Annotated in this window: 27 protein-coding genes and 3 tRNA genes; 12 read left to right on the top strand and 18 right to left on the bottom strand. The window is 43.2% G+C overall.

The window, feature by feature from the left end; genetic code table 11:
* Nucleotides 1-6: 6 nt before the first annotated feature.
* Nucleotides 7-1,497: a murein biosynthesis integral membrane protein MurJ gene (gene murJ, locus IAE16_RS01950; RefSeq protein WP_323701033.1), complete on the top strand. Its 1,491-nt coding sequence runs from the start codon at nucleotides 7-9 to the stop codon at nucleotides 1,495-1,497.
* On the opposite strand, the gene rpsT is transcribed toward murJ, so the two are convergent.
* The 6 genes from rpsT to IAE16_RS01920 all read right to left on the bottom strand — a co-directional run bounded on the left by rpsT (nucleotide 1,447) and on the right by IAE16_RS01920 (nucleotide 4,576).
* Nucleotides 1,447-1,725, bottom strand: coding sequence for a 30S ribosomal protein S20 (rpsT, locus tag IAE16_RS01945; RefSeq protein ID WP_323701032.1), 279 nt, complete (start codon nucleotides 1,723-1,725; stop codon nucleotides 1,447-1,449). The two genes, murJ and rpsT, sit on opposite strands and share 51 nt — an antisense overlap.
* A gap of 32 nt (nucleotides 1,726-1,757) precedes the next feature.
* Nucleotides 1,758-1,829 (bottom strand) — tRNA-Cys (locus tag IAE16_RS01940).
* A 4-nt stretch (nucleotides 1,830-1,833) separates the two neighbouring features.
* Nucleotides 1,834-1,905: transfer RNA gene (locus IAE16_RS01935), tRNA-Gly, on the bottom strand.
* 21 nt (nucleotides 1,906-1,926) lie between these two features.
* Nucleotides 1,927-2,775 carry a YicC family protein gene (locus IAE16_RS01930; protein WP_323701031.1) on the bottom strand — a complete coding sequence of 283 codons (849 nt, stop codon included), beginning with the start codon at nucleotides 2,773-2,775 and terminating at the stop codon, nucleotides 1,927-1,929.
* 14 nt (nucleotides 2,776-2,789) lie between these two features.
* Entirely contained in the window at nucleotides 2,790-4,190 is a 1,401-nt protein-coding gene (dnaB, locus tag IAE16_RS01925) for a replicative DNA helicase (RefSeq protein ID WP_323701030.1), read from the bottom strand.
* Nucleotides 4,187-4,576: a RidA family protein gene (locus IAE16_RS01920; RefSeq protein WP_323701028.1), complete on the bottom strand. Its 390-nt coding sequence runs from the start codon at nucleotides 4,574-4,576 to the stop codon at nucleotides 4,187-4,189. Before IAE16_RS01920 ends, dnaB begins: the two co-directional genes overlap by 4 nt.
* 18 nt (nucleotides 4,577-4,594) lie before the next feature.
* On the opposite strand from IAE16_RS01920, the gene IAE16_RS01915 reads away from it, so the two are divergent.
* The gene (locus IAE16_RS01915) at nucleotides 4,595-5,224 is read left to right on the top strand and encodes a Crp/Fnr family transcriptional regulator (RefSeq protein WP_323701027.1); all 630 of its coding nucleotides are present in this window, start codon (nucleotides 4,595-4,597) and stop codon (nucleotides 5,222-5,224) included.
* 3 nt (nucleotides 5,225-5,227) lie between these two features.
* On the opposite strand, the gene IAE16_RS01910 is transcribed toward IAE16_RS01915, so the two are convergent.
* A complete protein-coding gene (locus tag IAE16_RS01910; protein ID WP_323701026.1) occupies nucleotides 5,228-5,701 on the bottom strand; it encodes a cytochrome P460 family protein in 474 nt (157 codons plus the stop codon).
* 178 nt (nucleotides 5,702-5,879) lie between these two features.
* On the opposite strand from IAE16_RS01910, the gene IAE16_RS01905 reads away from it, so the two are divergent.
* Nucleotides 5,880-6,941, top strand: a complete 1,062-nt coding sequence (locus IAE16_RS01905) for a transglutaminase family protein (RefSeq protein WP_323701025.1) — start codon at nucleotides 5,880-5,882, stop codon at nucleotides 6,939-6,941.
* A gap of 37 nt (nucleotides 6,942-6,978) precedes the next feature.
* Here IAE16_RS01905 and IAE16_RS01900 read toward each other — a convergent pair whose 3' ends face one another.
* A complete protein-coding gene (locus IAE16_RS01900) occupies nucleotides 6,979-7,632 on the bottom strand; it encodes a rhomboid family intramembrane serine protease (RefSeq protein ID WP_323701024.1) in 654 nt (217 codons plus the stop codon).
* 23 nt (nucleotides 7,633-7,655) lie between these two features.
* Here IAE16_RS01900 and lptB point away from each other — a divergent pair, with 23 nt between their 5' ends.
* Nucleotides 7,656-8,372 carry an LPS export ABC transporter ATP-binding protein gene (lptB, locus tag IAE16_RS01895; RefSeq protein WP_323701023.1) on the top strand — a complete coding sequence of 239 codons (717 nt, stop codon included), beginning with the start codon at nucleotides 7,656-7,658 and terminating at the stop codon, nucleotides 8,370-8,372.
* On the opposite strand, the gene IAE16_RS01890 is transcribed toward lptB, so the two are convergent.
* On the bottom strand, nucleotides 8,362-9,498 hold the full coding sequence (locus IAE16_RS01890; protein ID WP_323701022.1) for a hypothetical protein: 1,137 nt from the start codon (nucleotides 9,496-9,498) through the stop codon (nucleotides 8,362-8,364). The two genes, lptB and IAE16_RS01890, sit on opposite strands and share 11 nt — an antisense overlap.
* A 91-nt stretch (nucleotides 9,499-9,589) precedes the next feature.
* On the opposite strand from IAE16_RS01890, the gene IAE16_RS01885 reads away from it, so the two are divergent.
* Genes IAE16_RS01885 through fsa form a run of 4 tightly spaced genes read left to right on the top strand, consistent with a single transcriptional unit; the run spans nucleotide 9,590 to nucleotide 11,948 of the window.
* Nucleotides 9,590-10,186 (top strand): sulfite oxidase-like oxidoreductase, encoded by a 597-nt coding sequence (locus IAE16_RS01885; protein ID WP_323701020.1) that lies wholly within the window; start codon nucleotides 9,590-9,592, stop codon nucleotides 10,184-10,186.
* Nucleotides 10,162-10,917 (top strand): pseudouridine synthase, encoded by a 756-nt coding sequence (locus tag IAE16_RS01880; protein WP_323701018.1) that lies wholly within the window; start codon nucleotides 10,162-10,164, stop codon nucleotides 10,915-10,917. The genes IAE16_RS01885 and IAE16_RS01880 overlap by 25 nt, the downstream gene beginning before the upstream one ends.
* Before the next feature lie 2 nt (nucleotides 10,918-10,919).
* Nucleotides 10,920-11,288 (top strand): thioredoxin family protein, encoded by a 369-nt coding sequence (locus IAE16_RS01875; RefSeq protein ID WP_323701017.1) that lies wholly within the window; start codon nucleotides 10,920-10,922, stop codon nucleotides 11,286-11,288.
* 3 nt (nucleotides 11,289-11,291) lie between these two features.
* Nucleotides 11,292-11,948, top strand: coding sequence for a fructose-6-phosphate aldolase (gene fsa, locus IAE16_RS01870; protein ID WP_323701015.1), 657 nt, complete (start codon nucleotides 11,292-11,294; stop codon nucleotides 11,946-11,948).
* On the opposite strand, the gene rseP is transcribed toward fsa, so the two are convergent.
* From rseP to IAE16_RS01825, 9 genes are read right to left on the bottom strand one after another with little or no spacing between them, the layout of a single operon-like run.
* On the bottom strand, nucleotides 11,945-13,240 hold the full coding sequence (rseP, locus tag IAE16_RS01865; RefSeq protein ID WP_323701013.1) for an RIP metalloprotease RseP: 1,296 nt from the start codon (nucleotides 13,238-13,240) through the stop codon (nucleotides 11,945-11,947). The two genes, fsa and rseP, sit on opposite strands and share 4 nt — an antisense overlap.
* Before the next feature lie 9 nt (nucleotides 13,241-13,249).
* Nucleotides 13,250-13,657 (bottom strand): hypothetical protein, encoded by a 408-nt coding sequence (locus IAE16_RS01860; protein ID WP_323701011.1) that lies wholly within the window; start codon nucleotides 13,655-13,657, stop codon nucleotides 13,250-13,252.
* On the bottom strand, nucleotides 13,654-14,061 hold the full coding sequence (locus IAE16_RS01855; protein ID WP_323701010.1) for a hypothetical protein: 408 nt from the start codon (nucleotides 14,059-14,061) through the stop codon (nucleotides 13,654-13,656). Before IAE16_RS01855 ends, IAE16_RS01860 begins: the two co-directional genes overlap by 4 nt.
* On the bottom strand, nucleotides 14,058-14,387 hold the full coding sequence (locus tag IAE16_RS01850) for a hypothetical protein (protein ID WP_323701009.1): 330 nt from the start codon (nucleotides 14,385-14,387) through the stop codon (nucleotides 14,058-14,060). The genes IAE16_RS01855 and IAE16_RS01850 overlap by 4 nt, the downstream gene beginning before the upstream one ends.
* Before the next feature lie 12 nt (nucleotides 14,388-14,399).
* Nucleotides 14,400-14,795: a secondary thiamine-phosphate synthase enzyme YjbQ gene (locus IAE16_RS01845; protein ID WP_323701008.1), complete on the bottom strand. Its 396-nt coding sequence runs from the start codon at nucleotides 14,793-14,795 to the stop codon at nucleotides 14,400-14,402.
* 1 nt (nucleotide 14,796) lies between these two features.
* Complete coding sequence (locus IAE16_RS01840) at nucleotides 14,797-15,282, bottom strand: V4R domain-containing protein (protein ID WP_323701007.1); 486 nt, start codon at nucleotides 15,280-15,282, stop codon at nucleotides 14,797-14,799.
* Nucleotides 15,270-15,578, bottom strand: a complete 309-nt coding sequence (locus IAE16_RS01835) for a metal-sulfur cluster assembly factor (RefSeq protein ID WP_323701006.1) — start codon at nucleotides 15,576-15,578, stop codon at nucleotides 15,270-15,272. The genes IAE16_RS01840 and IAE16_RS01835 overlap by 13 nt, the downstream gene beginning before the upstream one ends.
* The gene (gene galE / locus IAE16_RS01830) at nucleotides 15,568-16,554 is read right to left on the bottom strand and encodes a UDP-glucose 4-epimerase GalE (protein WP_323701005.1); all 987 of its coding nucleotides are present in this window, start codon (nucleotides 16,552-16,554) and stop codon (nucleotides 15,568-15,570) included. The genes IAE16_RS01835 and galE overlap by 11 nt, the downstream gene beginning before the upstream one ends.
* A gap of 14 nt (nucleotides 16,555-16,568) precedes the next feature.
* The gene (locus IAE16_RS01825; protein ID WP_323701004.1) at nucleotides 16,569-17,762 is read right to left on the bottom strand and encodes a (Fe-S)-binding protein; all 1,194 of its coding nucleotides are present in this window, start codon (nucleotides 17,760-17,762) and stop codon (nucleotides 16,569-16,571) included.
* Between the two features lie 72 nt (nucleotides 17,763-17,834).
* On the opposite strand from IAE16_RS01825, the gene IAE16_RS01820 reads away from it, so the two are divergent.
* The 4 genes from IAE16_RS01820 to clpX all read left to right on the top strand — a co-directional run bounded on the left by IAE16_RS01820 (nucleotide 17,835) and on the right by clpX (nucleotide 21,055).
* Nucleotides 17,835-17,920: transfer RNA gene (locus tag IAE16_RS01820), tRNA-Leu, on the top strand.
* Nucleotides 17,921-17,936: 16 nt separating this feature from the next.
* A complete protein-coding gene (gene tig / locus IAE16_RS01815; protein ID WP_323701003.1) occupies nucleotides 17,937-19,232 on the top strand; it encodes a trigger factor in 1,296 nt (431 codons plus the stop codon).
* Entirely contained in the window at nucleotides 19,219-19,815 is a 597-nt protein-coding gene (clpP, locus tag IAE16_RS01810; RefSeq protein ID WP_323701002.1) for an ATP-dependent Clp endopeptidase proteolytic subunit ClpP, read from the top strand. The genes tig and clpP overlap by 14 nt, the downstream gene beginning before the upstream one ends.
* A 1-nt stretch (nucleotide 19,816) precedes the next feature.
* Nucleotides 19,817-21,055 carry an ATP-dependent Clp protease ATP-binding subunit ClpX gene (clpX, locus tag IAE16_RS01805; RefSeq protein WP_323701001.1) on the top strand — a complete coding sequence of 413 codons (1,239 nt, stop codon included), beginning with the start codon at nucleotides 19,817-19,819 and terminating at the stop codon, nucleotides 21,053-21,055.
* Nucleotide 21,056 lies beyond the last annotated feature (1 nt).

Below are 21,056 nucleotides of genomic sequence, written 5' to 3'. Positions count from 1 at the left end.
GAAAAAATGGGATTACTCAAGCACTCCATTTCCTTCTCCATCGCCACCCTTTTAAGTAGGATTATAGGCTATGTAAGAGATGCCCTAATAGCCTACTATTTCGGCGTTTCTCATATAACAGATGCCTTTTTTGTAGCTTTTAGGCTTCCCAACACCTTTAGAAGGCTCTTTGGAGAGGGTGGCTTTAACGCAGCCTTTGTTCCCATCTTTGCCAAGAGGGTAAGGGAAGGAACGGAAAGGGAGTTTCTCAATTCAACCTTTACCTACTATACGCTCTTTAATCTTTTGGTAACCCTTGCAGGCATTCTGTTTGCGGAGTGGATAATAAGGCTTATAGCTCCAGGGATAATAAGTAAAAGCTACTTTGAATTGGCGGTCTTTATGGCAAGGTTTCTCTTTAGCTATCTCTTTTTTGTAGGACTTAGTGCCTTCTTTATGGCGGTATTAAACACAAGGGGAGTTTTTTTTGTTCCTGCTTTTGCACAGGCGGTCTTTAACATAGTAATGGCTCTTTGTATTGCACTCGCTTCTCACAGTTTGGGTTATATGGCTCTTGTTTTAGGAGTTTTAGCGGGGGGCTTTGCCCAGTTAATTTTTCACCTTCCTTCGGTAGTCTCTCAAAAGCTCCTACCTCAGCCAACGCTTAAAAGAGACAGAGACCTAAACCTTCTTTTAAAGAGACTTATCCCAGCTTTGATGGGATTTGGTGTTGCTCAACTTTCCTTTTTTATAGATACCTTTCTCGCTTCTTTTTTGGCATTGGGTGCCATATCATACCTCTATTACGCCAACAGGATATTCCAGCTTCCCTTGGGTGCCTTGTCTGTGGGTATGGCAAACTCCTTGCTTTCTGTCTTGGCAAGCGGACAAGACCCAAAGAAGAACATCACCCTCGCCTTTAGGTTTATTACACTGCTTGCCCTTCCCGCCACTGGAGGTCTTTTGGTGCTCTCGCACCAGATAATAGCCTTACTTTACGGAAGGGGGAAGTTTTTAGAGGAAGACATAGCAGTAGCAGGCAAAGTGCTTGCGGTTTACTCCTTGGGTCTCGTTTTCTTTTCCCTTCAGAAGGTATTGGCAAGTGTGTTTTTTGCAAAAGGAGACACAAAAACTCCAGTGCTGTCTTCTCTATTTGCAGTTTTATCTGAAGGGTTTTTTGCTTTTGTTTTTGCCTTTGTCCTCAAACTCGGCGTGGTGGGTCTTGCCCTTGGAACTGCAAGCTCATCTATAACAGGCTTTGGATTTTTGCTATACTTTTGGAGAGAGAGAAACTTAGACATAAGAACCTACTTCCTAACTGCGTTGAAATCTATCTTTGCCACCTTGGTTATGTGTATTTCCGTCCTTTTACTAAAACCATCCCCTTACGGAGTGCTCTACTCAATACCCCTTGCGGTTGCTGTCTATTGGCTATGCCTTCTTATGCTTAAAGAGCCCTTAGCTTACCTACCCTTGAACCTTTTGAAGAGCCTTGTTAAGAATGGTAGAAACCCTTGAAGCCCTTCTGCTTGCTTCCTTCTTATGTATAACACCCTTGGATGCGGTATGGTATATGATGCTTACAACTTGAGGTAGAAACTGCTTTGCCTCTTCCAGTTGACTAGCCTCTACCATCCTTCTAAATTTCCTTATATAGGTCTTCATCTTTGATAGATGATACCTGTTTCTGATCCTCCTCTTTGCGTCTCTTCTCATACGCTTTTCAGCCTGCCTCGTGTTAGGCATGAACAACCTCCTTAAGTCTACCTTTTTTTCTAAGGCAACGGGCGGATTTGAACCGCCGTAGAAGGGATTTGCAGTCCCTCGCCTAGCCGCTCGGCCACGTTGCCTAAAAGCGGGCGACGGGACTCGAACCCGCGACCTGCTGCATGGCAAGCAGCCGCTCCACCACTGAGCTACGCCCGCTAAGGTATATATATTATATCACTATTCCACGTTTGCCACCTGCTGTTTTAGTCTGTCAATTTCTGTTTTTATCTCCACCGCAAGATGCGACAGGTCTGGAAGTTTATTGGAGAGTGTGGTTATCTCCCGATGCATTTCCTGAAAGAGAAACTCTAACTTTCTTCCCACCTCATCTTGCGACCTAAAAAGCTCCCTACTCTTGGTAAGGTGAGCTTTAAACCTGCTTATCTCCTCTTCCACGTCCATTTTGGAGAGGATAAGAGCTATCTCGTTGAGCACCAAAGCGTTGTTTTCCGAAAGCCCAAGCTCTTTTGCCTTTTCCAAAACCCTCTTTTTTACCCTTTGGTAAACCTCTTCCCTGCTTTGTATTATCTTCTGAAGTAACTCCTCAATACTTACAAGCCTCTCTTCCATATATTTCCTTATGTGTTCTCCCTCCTCCGCTCTTCTGTTGAGAAGCTCCTTTAGTGCATCCGTCAAAGCACAGGAAACTGCCTCTTCAAGAGATGGGTCTATCTCCTCCTTTGGAGCTTCTGAAAACTTTGCAGCGAGGTGTAAGATGGTGTCATCCCCCACATTTAAGTTAAGCTTCTCCCTTATTATCTTAAAAAAGTTTATGTTTCTAAATAGGGCATCTAAGCTCACGGGTTCAATAATTCCCTTTCTTTTGACCTCAATGTGCAAGTTGACCGTTCCTCTTCTGATAAACTCCTTTACCAGTTTTCTCACAAGAAATTCAAGGGACATAAGGTTGTAGTTTGACTTTATAAACACCTCAAGAGTCTTGCCGTTTAGGCTTTTCACGAATATGTTAACAGCCCAATCTTCATTTTCAAAAGTTCCTGAGCCGTAGCCGGTCATACTAAACATAGGAAGATTATAAGCTAAAAGTCCAAGTCAAATTCATCCTCTGAAAAGTCCTCCAACTCCTGTTCGTAGTCTTCTGTGGTGGTAGATACTCCTGCCATAAGTGGTCTAAAGCTGGCTGTATCCTTTAGGAAGGCAACCTTTACGATTCCTGTGGGTCCCTGTCTCTGTTTTGCCACTATTATCTCTGCGGTTCCCTGCTCTTCTGGTGATGGGTTTCTTTTATAGTATTCTGGTCTGTGGATAAAGATTATAAGGTCCGCATCTTGCTCAATCTGTCCAGACTCTCTTAGGTCTGCAAGCTGTGGTCTTTTGTCTGACCTATGTTCCACCTGACGCGATAGCTGTGCCAGAGCCACCACGGGTATGGCAAGTTCTTTTGCAAGAGCTTTGAGGTTTCTTGATATCTCCGCCACCTCCTCCTGCCTTGAAGACCTTCTTGTGGGAGGTCTAAGGAGCTGAAGATAGTCAATAAAGGCTACTTCCACACCCTTTTCCTTTTTTAGCTTTCTTGTCTTTATTCTCACGTCAGTGGTAGAAAGACCGGGAGTATCATCTATGTATATTTCACATCTTGAAAGGTCAAGAGCAGAAGATATGAGCTTGTTTCTATCCTCTTCGTTTACAAAACCCCTCCTTATGTTTTGAAGAGGGACTCCAGAGAGCATAGACAAAGCCCTCATAACGAGCTGTTCCTTGCTCATTTCCAGAGAGTATATGACAACTGGAGCTTTTTCCTGCATCGCCATGTTTATTGCCATAGAGAGCATAAAACTACTTTTGCCCATGCCCGGTCTGGCAGCAACTATGATAAGGTCAGAGGGATGAAAACCAGTGGTCAAAGTGTCAAGGTCAAGAAAACCCGTTGCCCTACCAGTTATAAGTTTTTCCTGCTTTCGGTGCTTTTCTATAATGTCAATAACATCCCTCGCCACATCCCTTATATGCCAGTAATGGCTAACTATCTGTTTTTCGGATATTTCTATTAGCTTTGTGTTTAAGAGTTCAAGGAGGTTTTCAAGGTCTGGCTCTTCTTTTATGCCCCTTAGCACATTAAGAGATAGGTCCATTAATTTTCTAAGTCCAGACTTTTCCTTTACGCTTCTTATGGCTTCTTCAAGAAGGCTTCCAGTAGCAGCCTCTTCAACGAGAGAATAAATAAAAGCCATATCTAACTTTTCCTTCAGCCCCCGTTTCTCTATATACTCTCTCAGAACTATATCATCCCAGTCCTTTCCCTTGTCCTCCCAAACCTTATAGAGCAAAGAGAAAAGTAGTTTGTGATTTTCAAAATAAAAGTCCTCCTCCCTGATATGCTCAAGCACTGTGGGCATGGTCTCTGGGTCTGCGATTATTGCACCCAAGACTGCCCTTTCCGCAAGCTCGTCATAGGGTGGTTCAAGGTCAGAGGGTATCATGTCCTTTCTTTGGCAAGTGCGGTAATCTCAAGCTCTACAAGAGCGTCAAGAGGTAGTCCGCTTACTTCAACGGTTGTCCTCACAGGCTTGACAGGGACATCCTTGAAAAAGTCCTCATAAAGGGCGTTAAACTCCTTGAAAAGGCTTATGTCCTTTAAATAGACCACAACTCTCACTACACTTTTCTTATCCACACCACCTGCCTGCAGTATTGCCTCTATGTTATCAAACACCTGTTTAACTTGCTCTGTAAATCCTTCTCTGAGCTTTCCCGTATCTGGGTCGATGCCTATCTGACCCGATAGGAACAAAAAACCACCAGCCACAAGTGCTTGGGAATACGGTCCCACAGGTTTTGGTGCTTTTTCGGTAAAGATAGGTTTCATGTTTTATATTTTAAGTCAATGTGGATAGAAGAAACAAAAAAGCTTTTGGAGGGCATGTTTCCACCTCAGAGAGTTAATAAAGGGTCTTTGCTTTTTTCTGAAGGTAGTCTATGCTCTGCAGTTCCTTTTGTGAAGGAGGGTGAGCTAAGGGTTTACCTTATATCAAACTCAGGCAGGGAGCTAACCCTCTATAGGGTGATGCCCGGTCAGATGTGCATGCTTGCTATGATTACGGTTTACTCCAAGAGGGAATATCCAGCCTACACAAGAGCTGAAGAAGATTCCGTTATTTTCATGGTACCTAAAGAAATAGCCCTCAGATGGTTTGAAGAAAATCACTGGTGGAGAAGCCTTTTTATGAAGGTCCTCTCAGAAAACCTTCTTTCTGTAATGGAGATAATCAACTCAATGGTATCAAACAGGGTAGAAGAAAGGCTTATACATTACCTGCTTTCAGAGGCTAAAGGAAGAGGGTTTATTGAAAAGACCCATGAAGATATTGCCAAAGATGTGGGAAGTGTTAGGGTAGTGGTAAGTAGGGTCCTAAAGGACATTGAAAGGGATGGACTTATAGAGGTCTGTAGAGGAAGGATATTTATTAAGGACTATGAGGCCCTGAAAAGGCGGGCAGGGATAACCCGCCCCTGAGCTTTACTTAGTCCAAACAGAAAAGACAAAGTCCTTGTCCTTTACCTGAGCATGGCAAGCATGGCAGTCCTTTGCCATGTCCTTGACCAAGTTGTTCCCCTTACCATCGTAGCCATAGTAGCCCCAGCCGTCGGTAGCCTTGTATTTCTTACTATCTTTTACCATAAAGGCTTCTATCCTCTTTGCACCCTCTACATAGGCACCATTATCAAGCACATGCTCGTAAAAGACTATGGCTATAACCGTTCCATCTGGAAAGACCCTTTTTCCATCCTTCTTTATGGTTTCCAAGCCCTTATCATTCACATAAACATGGTGAACACCGCTGAAGGGGTTAAAAAGGGGATGCTTCTGGTCAAATATTACCATACTCTTTACATGGTTCCAGCTCCTGTATTTCTCAGGAGCTACCTTGAAGGCTTCTGCAAGGGCAAGGCTAAAACCTGCCATGATTCCCAAAGCTAAAAGTTTCTTCATGACAGCACCTCCTTAAGGGTTCTGTTTAAATTATGAGATGCCTCTTTTCTGTTGTCTGTAACAAAGTTACAAACTTTTCAAAGGGTTTTTGATGATTGTTTGAATAAATCTGATGATAGGTCCTTGAAGTCGCTCTATATTAGTAAGCCATGAAACCAAAAACTAAAGGAGGTTAACCATGGATAGAAGAACGCTTCTTAAGGGAGCAATGTGTGGAATTACGCTTATGGCTATGCCCATCGGCACTGTTTTAAGCAAGACATCACAAAATAAAAAGGCGTTGAAGCTGACCTACTCCACGGAATTACCCTATAAAGACCTCGTTAGGTTATGGATTCCAGTTCCTATGAACACTTCCTATCAGAAGCTCGTTGATGTGGATGTAAGGAGTAATGCTTCCAGAATTCTTATGACAGAGGAAAATATCTATAAGACCCCTATTCTGTATTTAGAATTTCAGGGTGGTTCAGAAAGAAACTTTGCAGAGGTGAGCTTCCATGTAGAAATTTGGAATAGAGATAAGATAGATTGGAAAACTATACCTGCTAATAATAGAAAAATACCAGAGGATGTGGCTCTTTATCTCAAGCCAACGGAACATATACAGACAGATGGTATAGTTAAAGAATACGCAGACAAAATAACAAAAGGAGCAAAGACGGATTTAGAAAAAGCAAGGGCGATATATAACTGGGTTGTAGAAAACACCTTTAGAGACCCAAAAGTTCTGGGTTGTGGTGTCGGAGACGTGAAGAGTATGCTGGAAAGTGGATATTTTGGCGGAAAGTGCACAGATATAAACTCTCTGTTTGTCGCACTATGTAGAGCTTCTGGTATACCAGCAAGGGAAATATTTGGGATAAGGGTGTTGCCTTCTGAGCTTTCAAAGGGAATATCCTCTGTTCAAGGTGACGCCACAAAAGCACAGCATTGCAGGGCAGAATTCTATCTGGGCAGATGGATACCTGCAGACCCTGCAGACGTAAGGAAGCTAATACTTGAAGAAGAGCTTGACCTAAGACATCCTAAAGTGGCACAGATAAGAGAGTTTATGTTCGGCGAGTGGGATGTCCACTGGGTAGCTTTTAATTATGCAAGGGACTTTAAGCTGAAGCCTCCCATGTCCAGCGTAGAATCTCTCAACGAATTCATGTATCCTGTTGCAGAAGTGGGAGGCAAGGCAATAGACAAATACAAGCTTACTTTTGAGCACTCTAAGTATAAAGTGCAGGTAATTTAGATATTAAAGTAGATGCCCTTCGGGCATCACCCCGACACTAATACCATCTTCTCCTATATAGTCTTTTTGCAAGTAAATACCCTACCACAAATCCGCCTATGTGAGCAAACCAAGCGACTCCACCAACACCAGAGAGTGGAAGAGTTATAAGCCCATTTATAACCTGTATAAGTATCCAGAAGCCTATGAAGAAGACCGCAGGAAGCTCCATAAAGGTGAGGAAAAAGAAAATGGGAACCAAGGCAAGTATCCTTGCATGTGGGAACATCCACAGATACGCGCCAAGCACACCACTTATTGCACCACTGGCTCCCACCATGGGTATATCCGCTCCACCAAAGATAAAGCTAACAAACATTTGAATAACCGCCGCGCCAAGACCTGAAAGTATGTAAAAGAGAAGGTATTTGAGCTTTCCTAATCTATCCTCAACGTTGTCTCCAAAAACCCACAAAAACCACATATTGCCTATTATGTGAAGCCAGCTTCCGTGTAGGAACATGTGAGTCAGGAGCGTCTGAGGTCTCTCAACGAGGTTAGCTGGCACGAGCCCGTAATGGTATATGAAGAAGTTTAGCTCCTTTTCAGAAAGGCTCACCTCATAGAGCCATACAAAGGAACAGATTAGTATTATGCTAAGGTTTACTACAGGAAAGCTCCTGTGTGGGTTTAAGTCCCTTATGGGTATCATGCTAATAGTTTAAAATCTTTAATGTGTTGACCGCAACAGAAATAAGGAAGAGTTTCAAGAAAAGGGAAATTCTAAAGGGTATAGACCTTGAGCTTAAAAGGAGTGAGATAGTGGGGCTTCTTGGACCAAATGGTGCTGGTAAAACGACTCTGTTTAACTGTCTTGTGGGTTTTTTGTCCGTAGATGGAGGAAAGATAGAGCTTGACGGTGAAGATATAACCCAAATGCCTGCCCATGAGAGGGCAAGGAAAGGTATAACCTTCCTACCTCAGGAGCATACCCTTTTTGAAGACCTCACAGTCCTTGAAAACCTACTCATATTCCTTGAATTTTTTGAGGAAGGTAAAGAATCACAGCTCGCAAGAGCAGAGGAGCTTCTCGTAGACTTTGGACTATGGGAACTAAGAAACCAAAGGGCCGGTAGGTTATCCGGAGGTCAAAAGAGAAGGCTTGAGGTGGCCAGGTCTCTCATACCAAAGCCAAAATATATATTTTTTGATGAGCCTTTTACAGGTATTGACCCAATAATGATTGCAGATATAAGGTCAATCATACTAAGCCTCAAGCAACAAAACATAGGTGTGCTCATAACAGACCACAATGTAAGGGAAACAATAAGGATGGTAGACAGGGTTTACATAATAAGCGATGGCAGAATATTGGCTGAGGGTGAACCACACGAGGTAAGTGAAAGGGAAGATGTAAGGGAAGTTTATCTTGGAAGGGATTTCAGTTGGTAGGCTTGTAAAACATACCCCTCAAAAGCACCGCCCATGCAAAGTATAGCCACAGAAGCATATAGGGCAGGCTGGACATATAAGAAAGAAAACCACCATAGGCATCCGCAAAAAGCATCCAGGCAAGACTAAAGGGGATTAAAAGGATTATCCTTTTTAGGGCATCCTCCCTAAGCAAGTCTGAGAGTGAGACACCCGTTGCTCCGGAAAACTTCCAGTTATACACAATCCTTGGATAAAGGTGAGCAAGCCCACCCATTATGGTTGTCCCAGTAAAGCCATAAACCAGCAGGTCAAAGTGTAGGGGAAGTAAGAAGGAGACTATGCCCTCACCTGCCATAATAGAGCCAAGTAAAAGACCGAAGGGTAGCATAATTAAAGCAAGTATGAAATATCTAACTACGAGGGGTATCTCCTTTGGCATGCGTCTTTTTGAAAACATTGAGTAGAGGATATATAAAAAGTATCCTGAAAAGGCAAGCACGAGAAGACTTGCAATAGAGATAAGCCTGTAGTCAAGAAGGTAAAAGCTAAGGAGAAAAAGAGGAAGGTAAAAGAGGCTAAGATAGAAAAGCCTTCTACTTAGGACTATGTTGAGGGGTTCCATGTAAAGCATAGGAATCCATGCAAGCTCAACGCCAACCACCACATTAAGCATAAAGCCAAGAGTAAGGCTGTGAACCGCGAGGGCTAAGGGAAGGAAACCAAGCTCCGAAAGTAGAAGGAAAAAACTTGCAAAGAGGAGGTAAAGAGTGCCAAGACCTATAAACTTTACAGTTATAGGTTGCCAGTTTTTTATAGAGAGCAGAATGTTTATGGCAAAAAGCAAAGAGGCAAAGGCATATACAAGGCTTGCGTAGAGTGTCTGAAAAAGGTAAAAAAGAAAGGAAGAAAAAAGACTTAGGGCAAAAACCACATAGGAGAGCCAAATAGGTCTGAGTGGTCTACCCTGAGAGTTGGGAACTATCTGATACATAGCGGACATTATGGTATGGGCAACAAAACCAAAGACTGCAGTTATCCAAACTATCTTCGGGTCAAGCTGGAGGCTTTTTACAGCAAGAGAATACAACAGGTCCAGTATCGCAAGAAAGAAAAAGGGCAAGCTTACCTTTGACACATAAAACATGTATATATAGTAAGCAATTACTTATATCCTGTCAAGCTCTTCCTGACAAAGGACAGTGTGTGAAAAAGAGAAAAGCCTATAATAGAAAAGCATGGAGAAGAAAACCCTTGTAAGCTCCATAAACCTTAGGGAAGATAGGCTACCACCCGGTCAAAGATGGATATCCGCCCCAATAGTCTACGACATAGTGGATGAGATACCCCAGTGGGATACAGGAAAATACCGCTTTAGGGTTTTTGGGCTTGTGGAAAACCCCCTTGAGCTTACCTACGAAGAGCTCCTGAGCCTGCCCTCTGTGGAGCTTGTAGCGGACTTTCATTGTGTGACCCGATGGAGCGTAAAGGAAATAAGATGGGAGGGTGTGCAGACCTCACATATACTAAGTCTTGCAAAGCCAAAGCCTGAAGCCAAGTATGTTATGGTTCAATGCCTTGAGGGATACACCACCAACCTACCTCTTGAATATCTTTACGAAGAAGACAGCATACTGGCATACAAGATGTATGGAAAACCCATACCACTAAGACACGGCTACCCCCTTAGGCTTGTAGTTCCAAAGCTATACGCATGGAAAAGTGCCAAGTATGTTTGGGGTATAGAGCTTTTACAAGAAGATGTCCCTGGCTTCTGGGAGCAGAGGGGCTATAACATGAGAGGAGACCCATGGAAGGAGGAGCGTTATTGGTAAGGTTAAACAGATATCTTTCCATGTGTGGGGTTGCTTCAAGGAGAAAGGCAGATGAGCTTATCCTAGAAGGGAAAGTCAAAGTAAACGGGCTTGTTGTAAAGGAACTGGGATGGAGGGTAGACCCAGAAAGGGATGTGGTGGAGGTAGATGGAAAAGAAGTAAAGCCATTAAGGCACAGATATATAATCCTATACAAGCCTTGCTGTTATCTTACTTCACTTGGTGATGCTAAGGACGGCAAAAAAACCATAAAGGAGCTTATCAAGGACATCCCAGAGATGGTCTACCCAGCAGGAAGACTTGACTACAACGCAGAGGGGCTTCTTATACTTACCAACGACGGAGAACTTGCAAACAGAATAATGCATCCAAGACATAAACTTCCAAAGGTCTATTTAGTCTGGGCTTCTGGGAAAGTAAGCAAGGAAACCCTTGACGCTATGAAAAGAGGTGCGAACCTTGAAGATGGCTTTGCCAAACCAGACAGCGTAAAGCTGATAAAGCATCTAAGGGATGCAAGTCTGTTAGAGATAGTCTTTCACGAAGGTAGAAAGCACATAGTCAAAAGGTTTGTATCTCATTTTGGACACAAGGTTATAAGGCTCAAAAGGACTGCAATAGGTCCAATAAAACTGGGAAGTCTAAAATCTGGAGAGTGGAGAGATATGACAAAGGAAGAGATAGACAGCCTCCACAAAGCCCTATACATTAAGCCTGTAGGGAGGAGATAGACATGGAAAATATCCTAAAACTGGCTACTCTTTTTCTTGTTTTGTTTTTTGGGTTTATGCTAGGTTTGAGGTTTTATGCCAGCCTAAGGAGCAAAAAGATGCAAGGCAGAAAAATTGACCTTATTACAGATGGAGTGGTTTACTTTTACTCTGAGAGGTGCGGAGCTTGTAAGCTAATGAAGCCCGAGATAGAAAAGCTAAAAGAAAAGGTAGAGGTTTTGGAGATTGATGTGGCAAAGCCAGAAGGATTCAAGAATGCACAGAATTTGGGTATTATGGCAACACCCACTACCCTTGTGGTTAAAGATGGTATAATTAAAAGAGCTTTTGTAGGTGTTGTAAAGCACCAGAGAATACTTCAGGAGGTGTAGGCTATGCAGTTCTTTCTTGACACGGGGATGGTGGATGAGATAAAGCAAGCCATTGATTGGGGCATACTTGACGGAGTAACCACAAACCCAAGCCTTATAGCCAAGACAGGAAGACCTTTCTTAGAGGTAGCAAAAGAGATACTCCAGCTGGTAGATGGTCCTGTAAGCCTGGAAACTGTCTCAAAGGATGCAGAGGGCATGATAAGGGAAGGAAAGATGTTAGCGGAGCTTGGAGACAACGTGGTGGTAAAGATTCCCATGACCCCAGAAGGCATGAAGGCGGTTCAGGCTTTGGAATCTGAAGGTATACCTACCAACGTCACTCTCATATTCTCACCCGCTCAAGCTCTTATTGCAGCAAAGGCAGGAGCAAGTTTTGTCTCTCCTTTTATAGGTAGGATAGACGATGTCTCAAGCGATGGCATGAAGCTTATAAGAGAGGTAAAACAGATATTTGATAACTACGACATCGTAGATACAGAAATAATAGTCGCAAGCGTAAGACATCCCATGCATGTGGTGGAAGCTGCACTCATTGGTGCGGACATATGCACCATGCCCTTTGAGGTTATGAAAAAGCTTTTCCAACACCCTCTTACAGACAAGGGTATAGAGCTATTCCTAAAAGATTGGGAAAAGGTTCCGGGAAGACCCTTTTAGAACCTTCCCCCGCTTAGAATTCTCATTATATCGTTCAATATCACAAAACCTGCGAGGACTATAATTATGGCATAGCCTGCTTTCACCCATACTTCCTTGAATTTGGGAGAGAAGGGTTTTCTTCTTATGGATTCCATAAGGAAAAGAAGTATAAGCCCACCATCAAGAATGGGAAGGGGTATTAGGTTAAATATGGCAAGTTGAACAGATATAAAAGCCATCATACCTATAAAGGGAATTAGACCATGTTGTGCGGATTCGCCAGCCAGCTGAGCTATGGCTATGGGCCCACCCAGGGTTTTTATGGAAAGACCGCCGGTTATAAGACTCCATAAAGCCTTGAGAGATAGTATGCTCAGCATGTATGTCCTTTGAAAACCTTCCAAAATAGCCTGCAAAGGAGGTTCTCTGGTCTCAACCTTCTCCACATAGGGAGCTATTCCCAATATGGGCATTCCAGTTCTTGGGTCAACCTTAGGAATAACCATTTTTTCTTCAATGGAGTCTCCTCTTTGTATAGTTAACAGGACAGGTCTGTCTTTTGACTCTCTCACATGTTTCACAAGCTCATACCATCCATTTATCTCTTTACCGTTAACCTTGAGTATTTTATCTCCAGCTTGCAATCCTACTTGAGATGCCGGGCTATCCTCTACAACCCTTCCCAACACTGCAGGAAGCCACGGCTCAGCTCCAAAGCCAGCAGACTTGCTAACGCTATCTTTAAGGAAAAGGCTTACTTCTTCTCCATTTCTTAGCACTTTGACGCTCCACTCTTTGGCAAGTATGTTTTCAAAGATAGCGTTTTCAAGCTCCTTCCAGTTTTGCACCTTCTTTGAGTTTATCTCCAGTATTATATCCCTCTCCTTTATACCAAGTTTATAAGCTATGCTGTCCTCTACTACATGACCCACAAGAGGTTCTTCGTAGAGATACTTTGGCACCTGTCTGCCAACCATGGCTATTAGGGCAAAGAGCAAGATTGCAAGTATAAAGTTAAATAGTGGACCACCAAAAGCTATGAGGATTTTCTGCCAGTTGGGCTTTGAAGAAAAGGCTCTTTTGTCTTCAATCTGTTCTTCTTCGCCGTATAGCTTTACAAAGCCACCAAGAGGAAGTGCGGACAGTCTGTATTCTGTCTCTCCCACCTTTTTGCTAATAAGCACTGGACCAAAACCAATGGAGAATATCTCCACCTTAACACCAAATAGCTTAGCCATAAGAAAGTGACCAAGCTCATGAAACCATATAAGCACACCTATAAGAACAAGAAAAGCCAACACGTACTCCATGTTTACCTCCTATGCAAGTCCTTCTTCTTTTAATATTTTTTCTATCTCAGGGTCCCTTTTGGCAAGTTTTTTCATAACCTTTTCTAACTTCTCTTCCCCTTCTTCTATTTCTTTAATTTTTCTTGCCACAGGCTCAACTGCAGTCCTTCTGTCCCATATGACAAAACCTATGAGAATACCCATACCTCCAAATAATATGCCAAAACCCCAATAAAGAAAGGTTCTTAATTCGTCAAACTGCCTTTGTGTGTCTCTTTTAAGTTCTTCTATCTGCTTTTGTAAGTGCTTTTGCCCTTCTTCTAACCTTTCTACCTTGAGTTCCACGTTTCTAATTCTATCCCTATCCTCTTGTGTGAATGGCACTTCTTTAGCTAATGTGATAACAAAAAGCATTAGGACAAGAGCAACCACTCTCAAATCAAACCCTCCTTTTTTGCAATTTCCTTTATCTCAGGGTCTTTTCGTGCAAGCTCTTTTATAAATCTTTCTATCTTCTCTTCCTTTTCCTCAATTTCTCTTAGCTTTCTTGCCACAGGCTCAACTGCAGTCCTTCTGTCCCATATGACAAAACCTATGAGAATACCCATACCTCCAAATAATATGCCAAAACCCCAATAAAGAAAGGTTCTTAATTCGTCAAACTGCCTTTGCGTATCTTTTTTTAGGTCATCTATCTGTTTTTTAAGGTCATCTATCTGTTTTTGGAGATATTTTTGCCCTTCTTCCAGCCTTATAATTCTATCCCTATCTTCCTGAGTAAAAGGAACTTCCTTTGCCAAAGCGATAGCAAAAAGCATTAGGACAAGAGCAACCAATCTCAAATCAAGCCCTCCTTTTTTAGAATTTCCTTTTCCTTAATTTCTCTTAGCTTTCTTGCCATAGGCTCAACCGCAATTCTTCTGTCCCATATGACAAAACCTATGAGAATACCCATACCTCCAAATAATATGCCAAAACCCCAATAAAGAAAGGTTCTTAATTCGTCAAACTGTCTTTGCGTGTCTCTTTTAAGTTCGTCTATCTGCTTTCGTAAGTGTTTTTGACCTTCTTCCAGCCTTATAATCCTGTCTCTATCCTCTTGTGTAAAAGGCACTTCCTTTGGCAGTGCAATGCTAAAGAACAAAGTCAACAGCAGGAAAAGTTTCATACTACTCCTCACTTAGTCTTCTATGACCTTAACTATAACCTTCCTTTCTCTGGGTCCGTCAAACTCTGCAAGAAAAATCGCTTCCCAAGTGCCAAGGACAAGGTCTCCATCTTCTATAGGTATTACCCTTGAGTTGCCTATTATGGCACTTCTTATATGTGCTGCAGAGTTTCCTTCTGAGTGGGCGTAGTTATCCCTCCATGGTATGAGCTTCTCTATAGAGTAGGCGATGTCCCTTATTACGTCTGGGTCTGCACCTTCGTTTATAAAGACACAGGCGGTAGTATGAGGAACGTATACAATGCATATGCCAGACTTGACACCTGAATTTTTCACTATTTCTTTGACCTGATTGGTTATGTTTACAAAGCTGGTATGCTTGGTTGTCCTAACCCTTATGACCGCCATATTACTTAAGGTTTATCTTAAATATACACCTTTCATGACCTTGTGCTCTACATGCAACTTCTTTAACGCTTATCTTTTTGTCAAGTAACTCACTAAGAAAACCCTCAAAGAAGCCGGCCATGGGTTCACAAACAGGGCTTTTGCTACTTCCCACTGCTTCTACCAGTATTGAGCCGTCAACCCTTATTTCCATTTTGTCAAGGTCATACTCAAAAACATCCAAAAGCCTGGAGGACTCTGCTATGACCGTTAGAATGTCAAGGGCTTCATCCAACCTATCTGTGTATATGCCATACCTCTCCTTTAATATCTTTGCTCCCTTTTTCCCTCCATAATTGGTTGCCTTCTTTATCACCTTGTCTATTCCCAATTTGCTCAGTTTGTGTATGTCCCTATAGCCATCCACCAGGGCAGCACGGTGGACAAGGACAGATTCCCTCTCTATGGCTTCTGCCAGTGCTCTGAACTTATCCTTTAGATATTCCATCCCATACTCCTAAGTTTTTGCAATCCTTCTTCAGATATTTTATCCCTATTCCAAGCAGGTTCAAATACAAAGTTTATCACAACATCCTCCAACTGGGGAAAGTTTCTAAGCAGATGTTCCCTTATATGTTCTGCAAAAAATCCCTTTGCAGGACAAGAAGGAACTGTTAAAGTCATATCCACATAGGCTATTCTGTCTTTTACCTGCACGCCGTAGATAAGCCCAAGGTTCACTATGTCTATAGGTATCTCTGGGTCTCTTATCTCCTTTAGCTTTTCCAGGATTTCAAGTTCCATTGGAATAAATATAGGATTTTTCCCAGTCTAAGGCGGTTTTTATGATAAACTCTAAGCTGTCATATTGAGGTTTCCAGCCAAGTATTTGCTTTGCCTTCTGGTTATCTGCCACGAGCATGGGTGGGTCTCCTTCGCGTCTTGGTGCGTATCTTACTTCAAAGTCTATACCAGAGACCTCTTTCACCTTTTGCACCACCTCAAGCACCGAGTATCCTCTGCCATATCCCACGTTAAAGACATCGCTTTGCCCTCCGCCCATTAGGTAGTCTAAAGCCTTTAAGTGAGCCTCGCATAGGTCCATAACATGCACGTAGTCTCTTATGCACGTCCCGTCAGGTGTTGGATAATCTGTTCCAAAGACCTCCATGTGGGGAAACTGACCGATTGCAGTCTTTACTGCTCTTAGGATGAGATGTGTTGGTTCTTTGCTTACTTGTCCTATTCTTCCTTCTGGGTCTGCACCCGCTACGTTGAAATACCTGAGAATGGCATACTTTAAGCCTGTGGTATAGGAGAAGTCTTTTATTGCCTGCTCTGTAAATAGCTTGCTCCAGCCGTAGGGATTAATAGGCTTTGTTGGGTCATCCTCTTTTACTGGGACTTTATCTGGTATGCCATAAACTGCAGCGGTGGAGGAGAATATGAGATACTGCGTCCCAGCTCTTTGCATAGCCTGAAGAAGGTTGAGAGTTCCCATGAAGTTATTCTCGTAGTATAGCAGTGGCTTTCTAACGCTTTCTGGGACTTTTACCTTTGCAGCAAAGTGAATAACCGCTTCTGGCTTAAACTCAAGCAGGACTTCCTCAAGGGCTTTGTAGTTGAGAAGGTCTACCACCTTGAGGTCTCCGTATAGCACCGCCCAAGGGTTGCCATCTGAGAGGTTGTCTACAGTAAGGACTTGGTATCCTCTCTCACCTAAGAGCTTTACCATATGAGAGCCTATATAGCCTGCCCCTCCCGTTACTAATATTCGCATAGTGCAATTATATATCAATCCTCAAGGTTTTGTGCCAGATAGTCCGCCAAGTGCAAGACCTCCTGTCCCGTTTTATGTTTTTTAACTCCATCCTTTAAATTAAGCACACAGCCTGGGCAGGTGGTAAGCACCACATCCGCTTGAGTTTTCTGAAGGTCTTGGACCTTTTCCTTTTGTATTTGGTCTGACATTTTGGGGTTTGTTATGGAAAAGAGCCCTGCAAAGCCACAGCAAGACTTGTCCTTTTCCGCCTTTCTTACCTCATCGCCTTCAATCCTCTCCATGACACCGTAGAAGACCTTGTCGCTTACCTTCATGGCACTGTAGGAGTGGCATGGCACGTGGAAGGTGAGGACTTTTCCAGAGCCTTTGAATTTCAAAGGGCTTTTGAAGACTATTTCCGCAAAGTCGTAGACGGGTTTTTGCAGTTTATAGTCTTCCTGCAAAGCTCCACCGCAGGTGGGACAGGCAACCACCACTGCGTCAAACTCATACTTTTCCATCTCCTTGAGGTTATGGTCTCTTAATCTCTCAAAGGCAGGAAGGTTTCCAGAGTAGTAATGGGGTGCACCACAGCACTTTATATCCTCTGGGACAACCACCGTGTAGCCTGCTTTGTTTATAAGCTTTATAACGTTCTCACCCGTCTTTCCATAAAAGGCATCTATCATACAGCCTGTGAAAAAAAGGAGCTTTCCCTTCTCTTCCTGAGCCTTAAAGACCTTACCTCTTAGTCCAAAAGCCTCTGCAGTAGGCTTTGGCATAAACTTCACCGCACCGGTGGGAAAGGGCGTTTTTATCTCTCCAAAAGGCAAGGGGCTAAAAAGTTTTCCAGCTAACTTTACCACCTTTCTACCTGCCTTTGACTGCAAAAACTCCAAGGACTTTAGACCAAGACTTTTTACCATTCCCTGTCCCAGATTATCCCTTTGCATATCCCTTGCATGGACCAAAATCTCCTTGTATTCCACGTTGTTGGGACATATCCATTCACATCTTCTACACATGGCACACTGGTCCCATTGCTTGGCAACCTCTTCAGAGAGGGGTAGCTCTCCCTTTACCACCATCTCCGCAAGGGCAAGCCTGCCACGTGCAAAGCCAGCCTCCTCTTGTATGTATGGGTATGTGGGGCATACGGACTTACAAAGTCCACATTTTACGCACTTTTGGGCAAGGTCAAGAGGTATCTCTATAAACTTCTCCATAGTCTATGTAAATATAGGGCTTTTGTAAGAGGTTGAATTGACCAAAAGCAGGTTATAATTTTCTATTCTTAAGCGGGTGTGGCGGAACTGGCAGACGCGCAGGACTTAGGATCCTGTGGGGATAACCCGTGAGGGTTCGACTCCCTCCACCCGCACCAAGAATAGGAGGTTTGCATGAGGATTAGTGTAGAAGACAAGCAGGGGCTATTCAAAAGTCTTAAAGTTGAGGTGGAAGGTGATGTGGTAAGGTCCGCTCTTGATGAGGTATACAATTACCTCAGACAGAATGCAGAAGTGGAAGGCTTTAGGAAGGGTAAGGCACCTCTGTGGATTATAAGAGCCAAGTTCAAAGAATACATAAGGGAAGAAGTAGGCAAAAGGGTTGCAAACGCTACTCTGTCAAGTGCAATACAAGAAAGTGGTCTGAAACCTGTTGCGGACATATACCTTGAGAATGTAGAGTTAGAAGAGCAAGGACAAAAGCTAAGCTATAGCATATCCTTTGAAGTGCCCCCTGAGTTTGAACTGCAAAATGTGGAAGGGCTTGAGGTGGAGATAAAAAAGGTTGAGTTTAATGAAGACCTGGTAAAGCAGAGGATAGAGGAGATAAGACAAGAGCACGCGGTTTGGGAGCCTGTGGAAAGGGAAGTCAAGGAAGGAGATTTAGTGGTTGTGGACTACAAGGTTCAAGAGTTAGAGAGCGGGGAGACCACAGAAGGGGAGACATCTGGAGTTATTGGCACAAGGACCTTCAGAGAAGAAATAGAGAAAGAGCTGATAGGCAAAAAGGAAGGCGATAGCTTCGTGCTTGATGACCTGACCCTTTATGATGTGGAAGGTAAACCCGCTGGAAAGGCAAGGGTAGAAATTACCGTGAAGAGTATAAAGGAAAAACTGCTTCCAGAGCTAAACGACGACTTTGCGAAGGAACTCGGGCTTGGTGAGACTTGGGCGGAAGCGGAAGAGAAGATAAGAGAAGAGGTAAAAGCCAGCTTAGAAAACTTGAGAAAGGCTATGATATCAGATGCGGTAGCTGTAAAGTTGGTTCAGCTCCACCAGTTTGAAGTGCCTCAAACACTGCTCCAGAGGGAGCTATCACATCTTGTGGAAAGAAAGGTAAGGGAACTATCTCAATGGGGAATAGACCCCAAGTATCTGGACTACAAGGCTATAGCCCAAGAGCTTACACCACAGGCGGTCTTTAACATAAAGCTCAGATACGTATTAGAGAAATATGCCCAACAAAAGAACATAGAAGTCAGCATTGAAGAAATCCAGCAAAGGATAGAAACTCTGGCACGGGCTTATGAACGCACAGTGGAGGAGATGAGGGAGTTTTTGGAAAGGGAAAACCTGCTACCAGTCCTTGAAGAGGACATAAAGAGAGAAAAGGCTCTTGAGGACATAGTTTCAAAAGCTGTAGTAAAGGAGACAGAAGATAAAAAGGAGGAGAAAAATGAAAATACTTGACCAACTTGTCCCCATAGTAATTGAGCAAACCCCAAGAGGTGAAAGAGCTTACGACATATACTCAAGGCTTCTACAAGATAGAATAGTCTTGCTTGGTTTTCCCATAGATGACCACATAGCTAACCTTATTGTCGCTCAGCTTCTTTTCCTTGAAGCTCAGGACCCAGAAAAAGATATATACATGTATATAAACTCACCTGGTGGGTCTGTCACCGCGGGCATGGCAATATACGACACCATGCAATACATAAAGCCTGACGTGGTTACCATATGCCTTGGTCAGGCAGCATCCATGGGTGCGGTTTTGCTCTCTGCTGGTGCAAAGGGTAAAAGGTATGCGCTGCCCCATTCAAGGATAATGATACACCAACCCCTTGGAGGCATATCAGGTCAGGCAACAGACATAATAATCCATGCGGAGGAGATAAGAAGGATAAGACATATGTTAAATGAAATCCTCTCCAAGCACACTGGACAGCCCTTAGAGAAGATTGAAAAGGATGTGGAAAGGGATTATTTTATGTCTGCTCAGGAAGCTATGGAATACGGTATAGTAGACAAAGTTATAGAAAAAAGGAGCTAATATGTCAAGGAAAAAACAGGAAAACCATTGCTCTTTTTGTGGAAGGTCTCAGAGCGAGGTTTTGGTGCTAATAGCAGGACCAAACGATACCTTTATATGCGATAGATGTGTAGAAGTATGCAACAACATAATAAAAGACCAGAAAAAACACATTAGCTATAGCCTTTCTAAGGAAATTCCCACGCCTGAGGAAATAAAGAGACAGCTTGACCAGTATGTGATAGGACAAGAAAGGGCAAAGAAGGTGCTTTCTGTGGCGGTATACAATCACTACAAGAGAATAAGGGCGAAGGAGCTCGGTCTCAATCTTGACGACGTAGAGGTGGAAAAGAGCAATATATTACTAATAGGTCCTACGGGTTCTGGTAAAACCCTTTTGGCGAAAACTCTGGCAAAAATCTTAGATGTCCCCTTTGCCATATCAGATGCAACCACGCTTACAGAGGCAGGCTATGTGGGTGAGGATGTGGAAAACGTCCTCGTAAGGCTTTTGCAGAACTGCGGATACGACGTAAAAGCTGCACAGAAGGGAATTGTATACATAGACGAAATAGACAAGATAGCCAAAAAAGCTGGTATAAACCCTTCCATAACGAGAGACGTCTCTGGTGAAGGTGTTCAACAAGCCCTTTTGAAGATAATAGAGGGGACGGTTTCTAACGTGCCACCACAGGGAGGAAGAAAGCACCCTCACCAAGAGTTCATACAGGTAGACACCACAGACATCCTCTTTATCTGCGGTGGTGCCTTTGTAGGGCTTGAAGACATAATAAAAAGAAGACTTGGAAAGTCTGTGGTAGGCTTTGAGGCGGAGATAAGAAAGTTTGACAAGGGAGAAAACCCGCTCCACTTTGTGGAAGTGGATGACCTTATACACTATGGGCTTATACCAGAGTTTGTGGGAAGGATTCCTGTAATTGCGGTCCTTGATGAGCTTACAGAAGAAGAGCTCATAAAGGTGCTTGTTGAACCAAGAAATGCACTTGTTAAGCAGTATAAGAAGCTCTTCGAAATGGAAAGTGTAGAGCTTGAGTTTACAGAGGATGCACTGGTGGAAATAGCAAGAGAATCTATAAGAAGGAAAACGGGTGCAAGAGGTCTTAGGGCTATCATGGAAGAGATAATGCTTGATGTGATGTTTGAAATACCCTCTCTACCCGATGTGAAGAAGGTCATTGTAAGTGCAGAAGTGGTAAAAAACAAGCTAAAGCCCATATACATAATGAAAGAAGCGGTATAAA

Origin of the sequence: Hydrogenobacter sp. T-2, assembly GCF_033971325.1 — a bacterium.
Lineage (GTDB): Bacteria > Aquificota > Aquificia > Aquificales > Aquificaceae > Pampinifervens > Pampinifervens diazotrophicum.
This window is presented reverse-complemented; position numbering and strand designations above follow the sequence as displayed.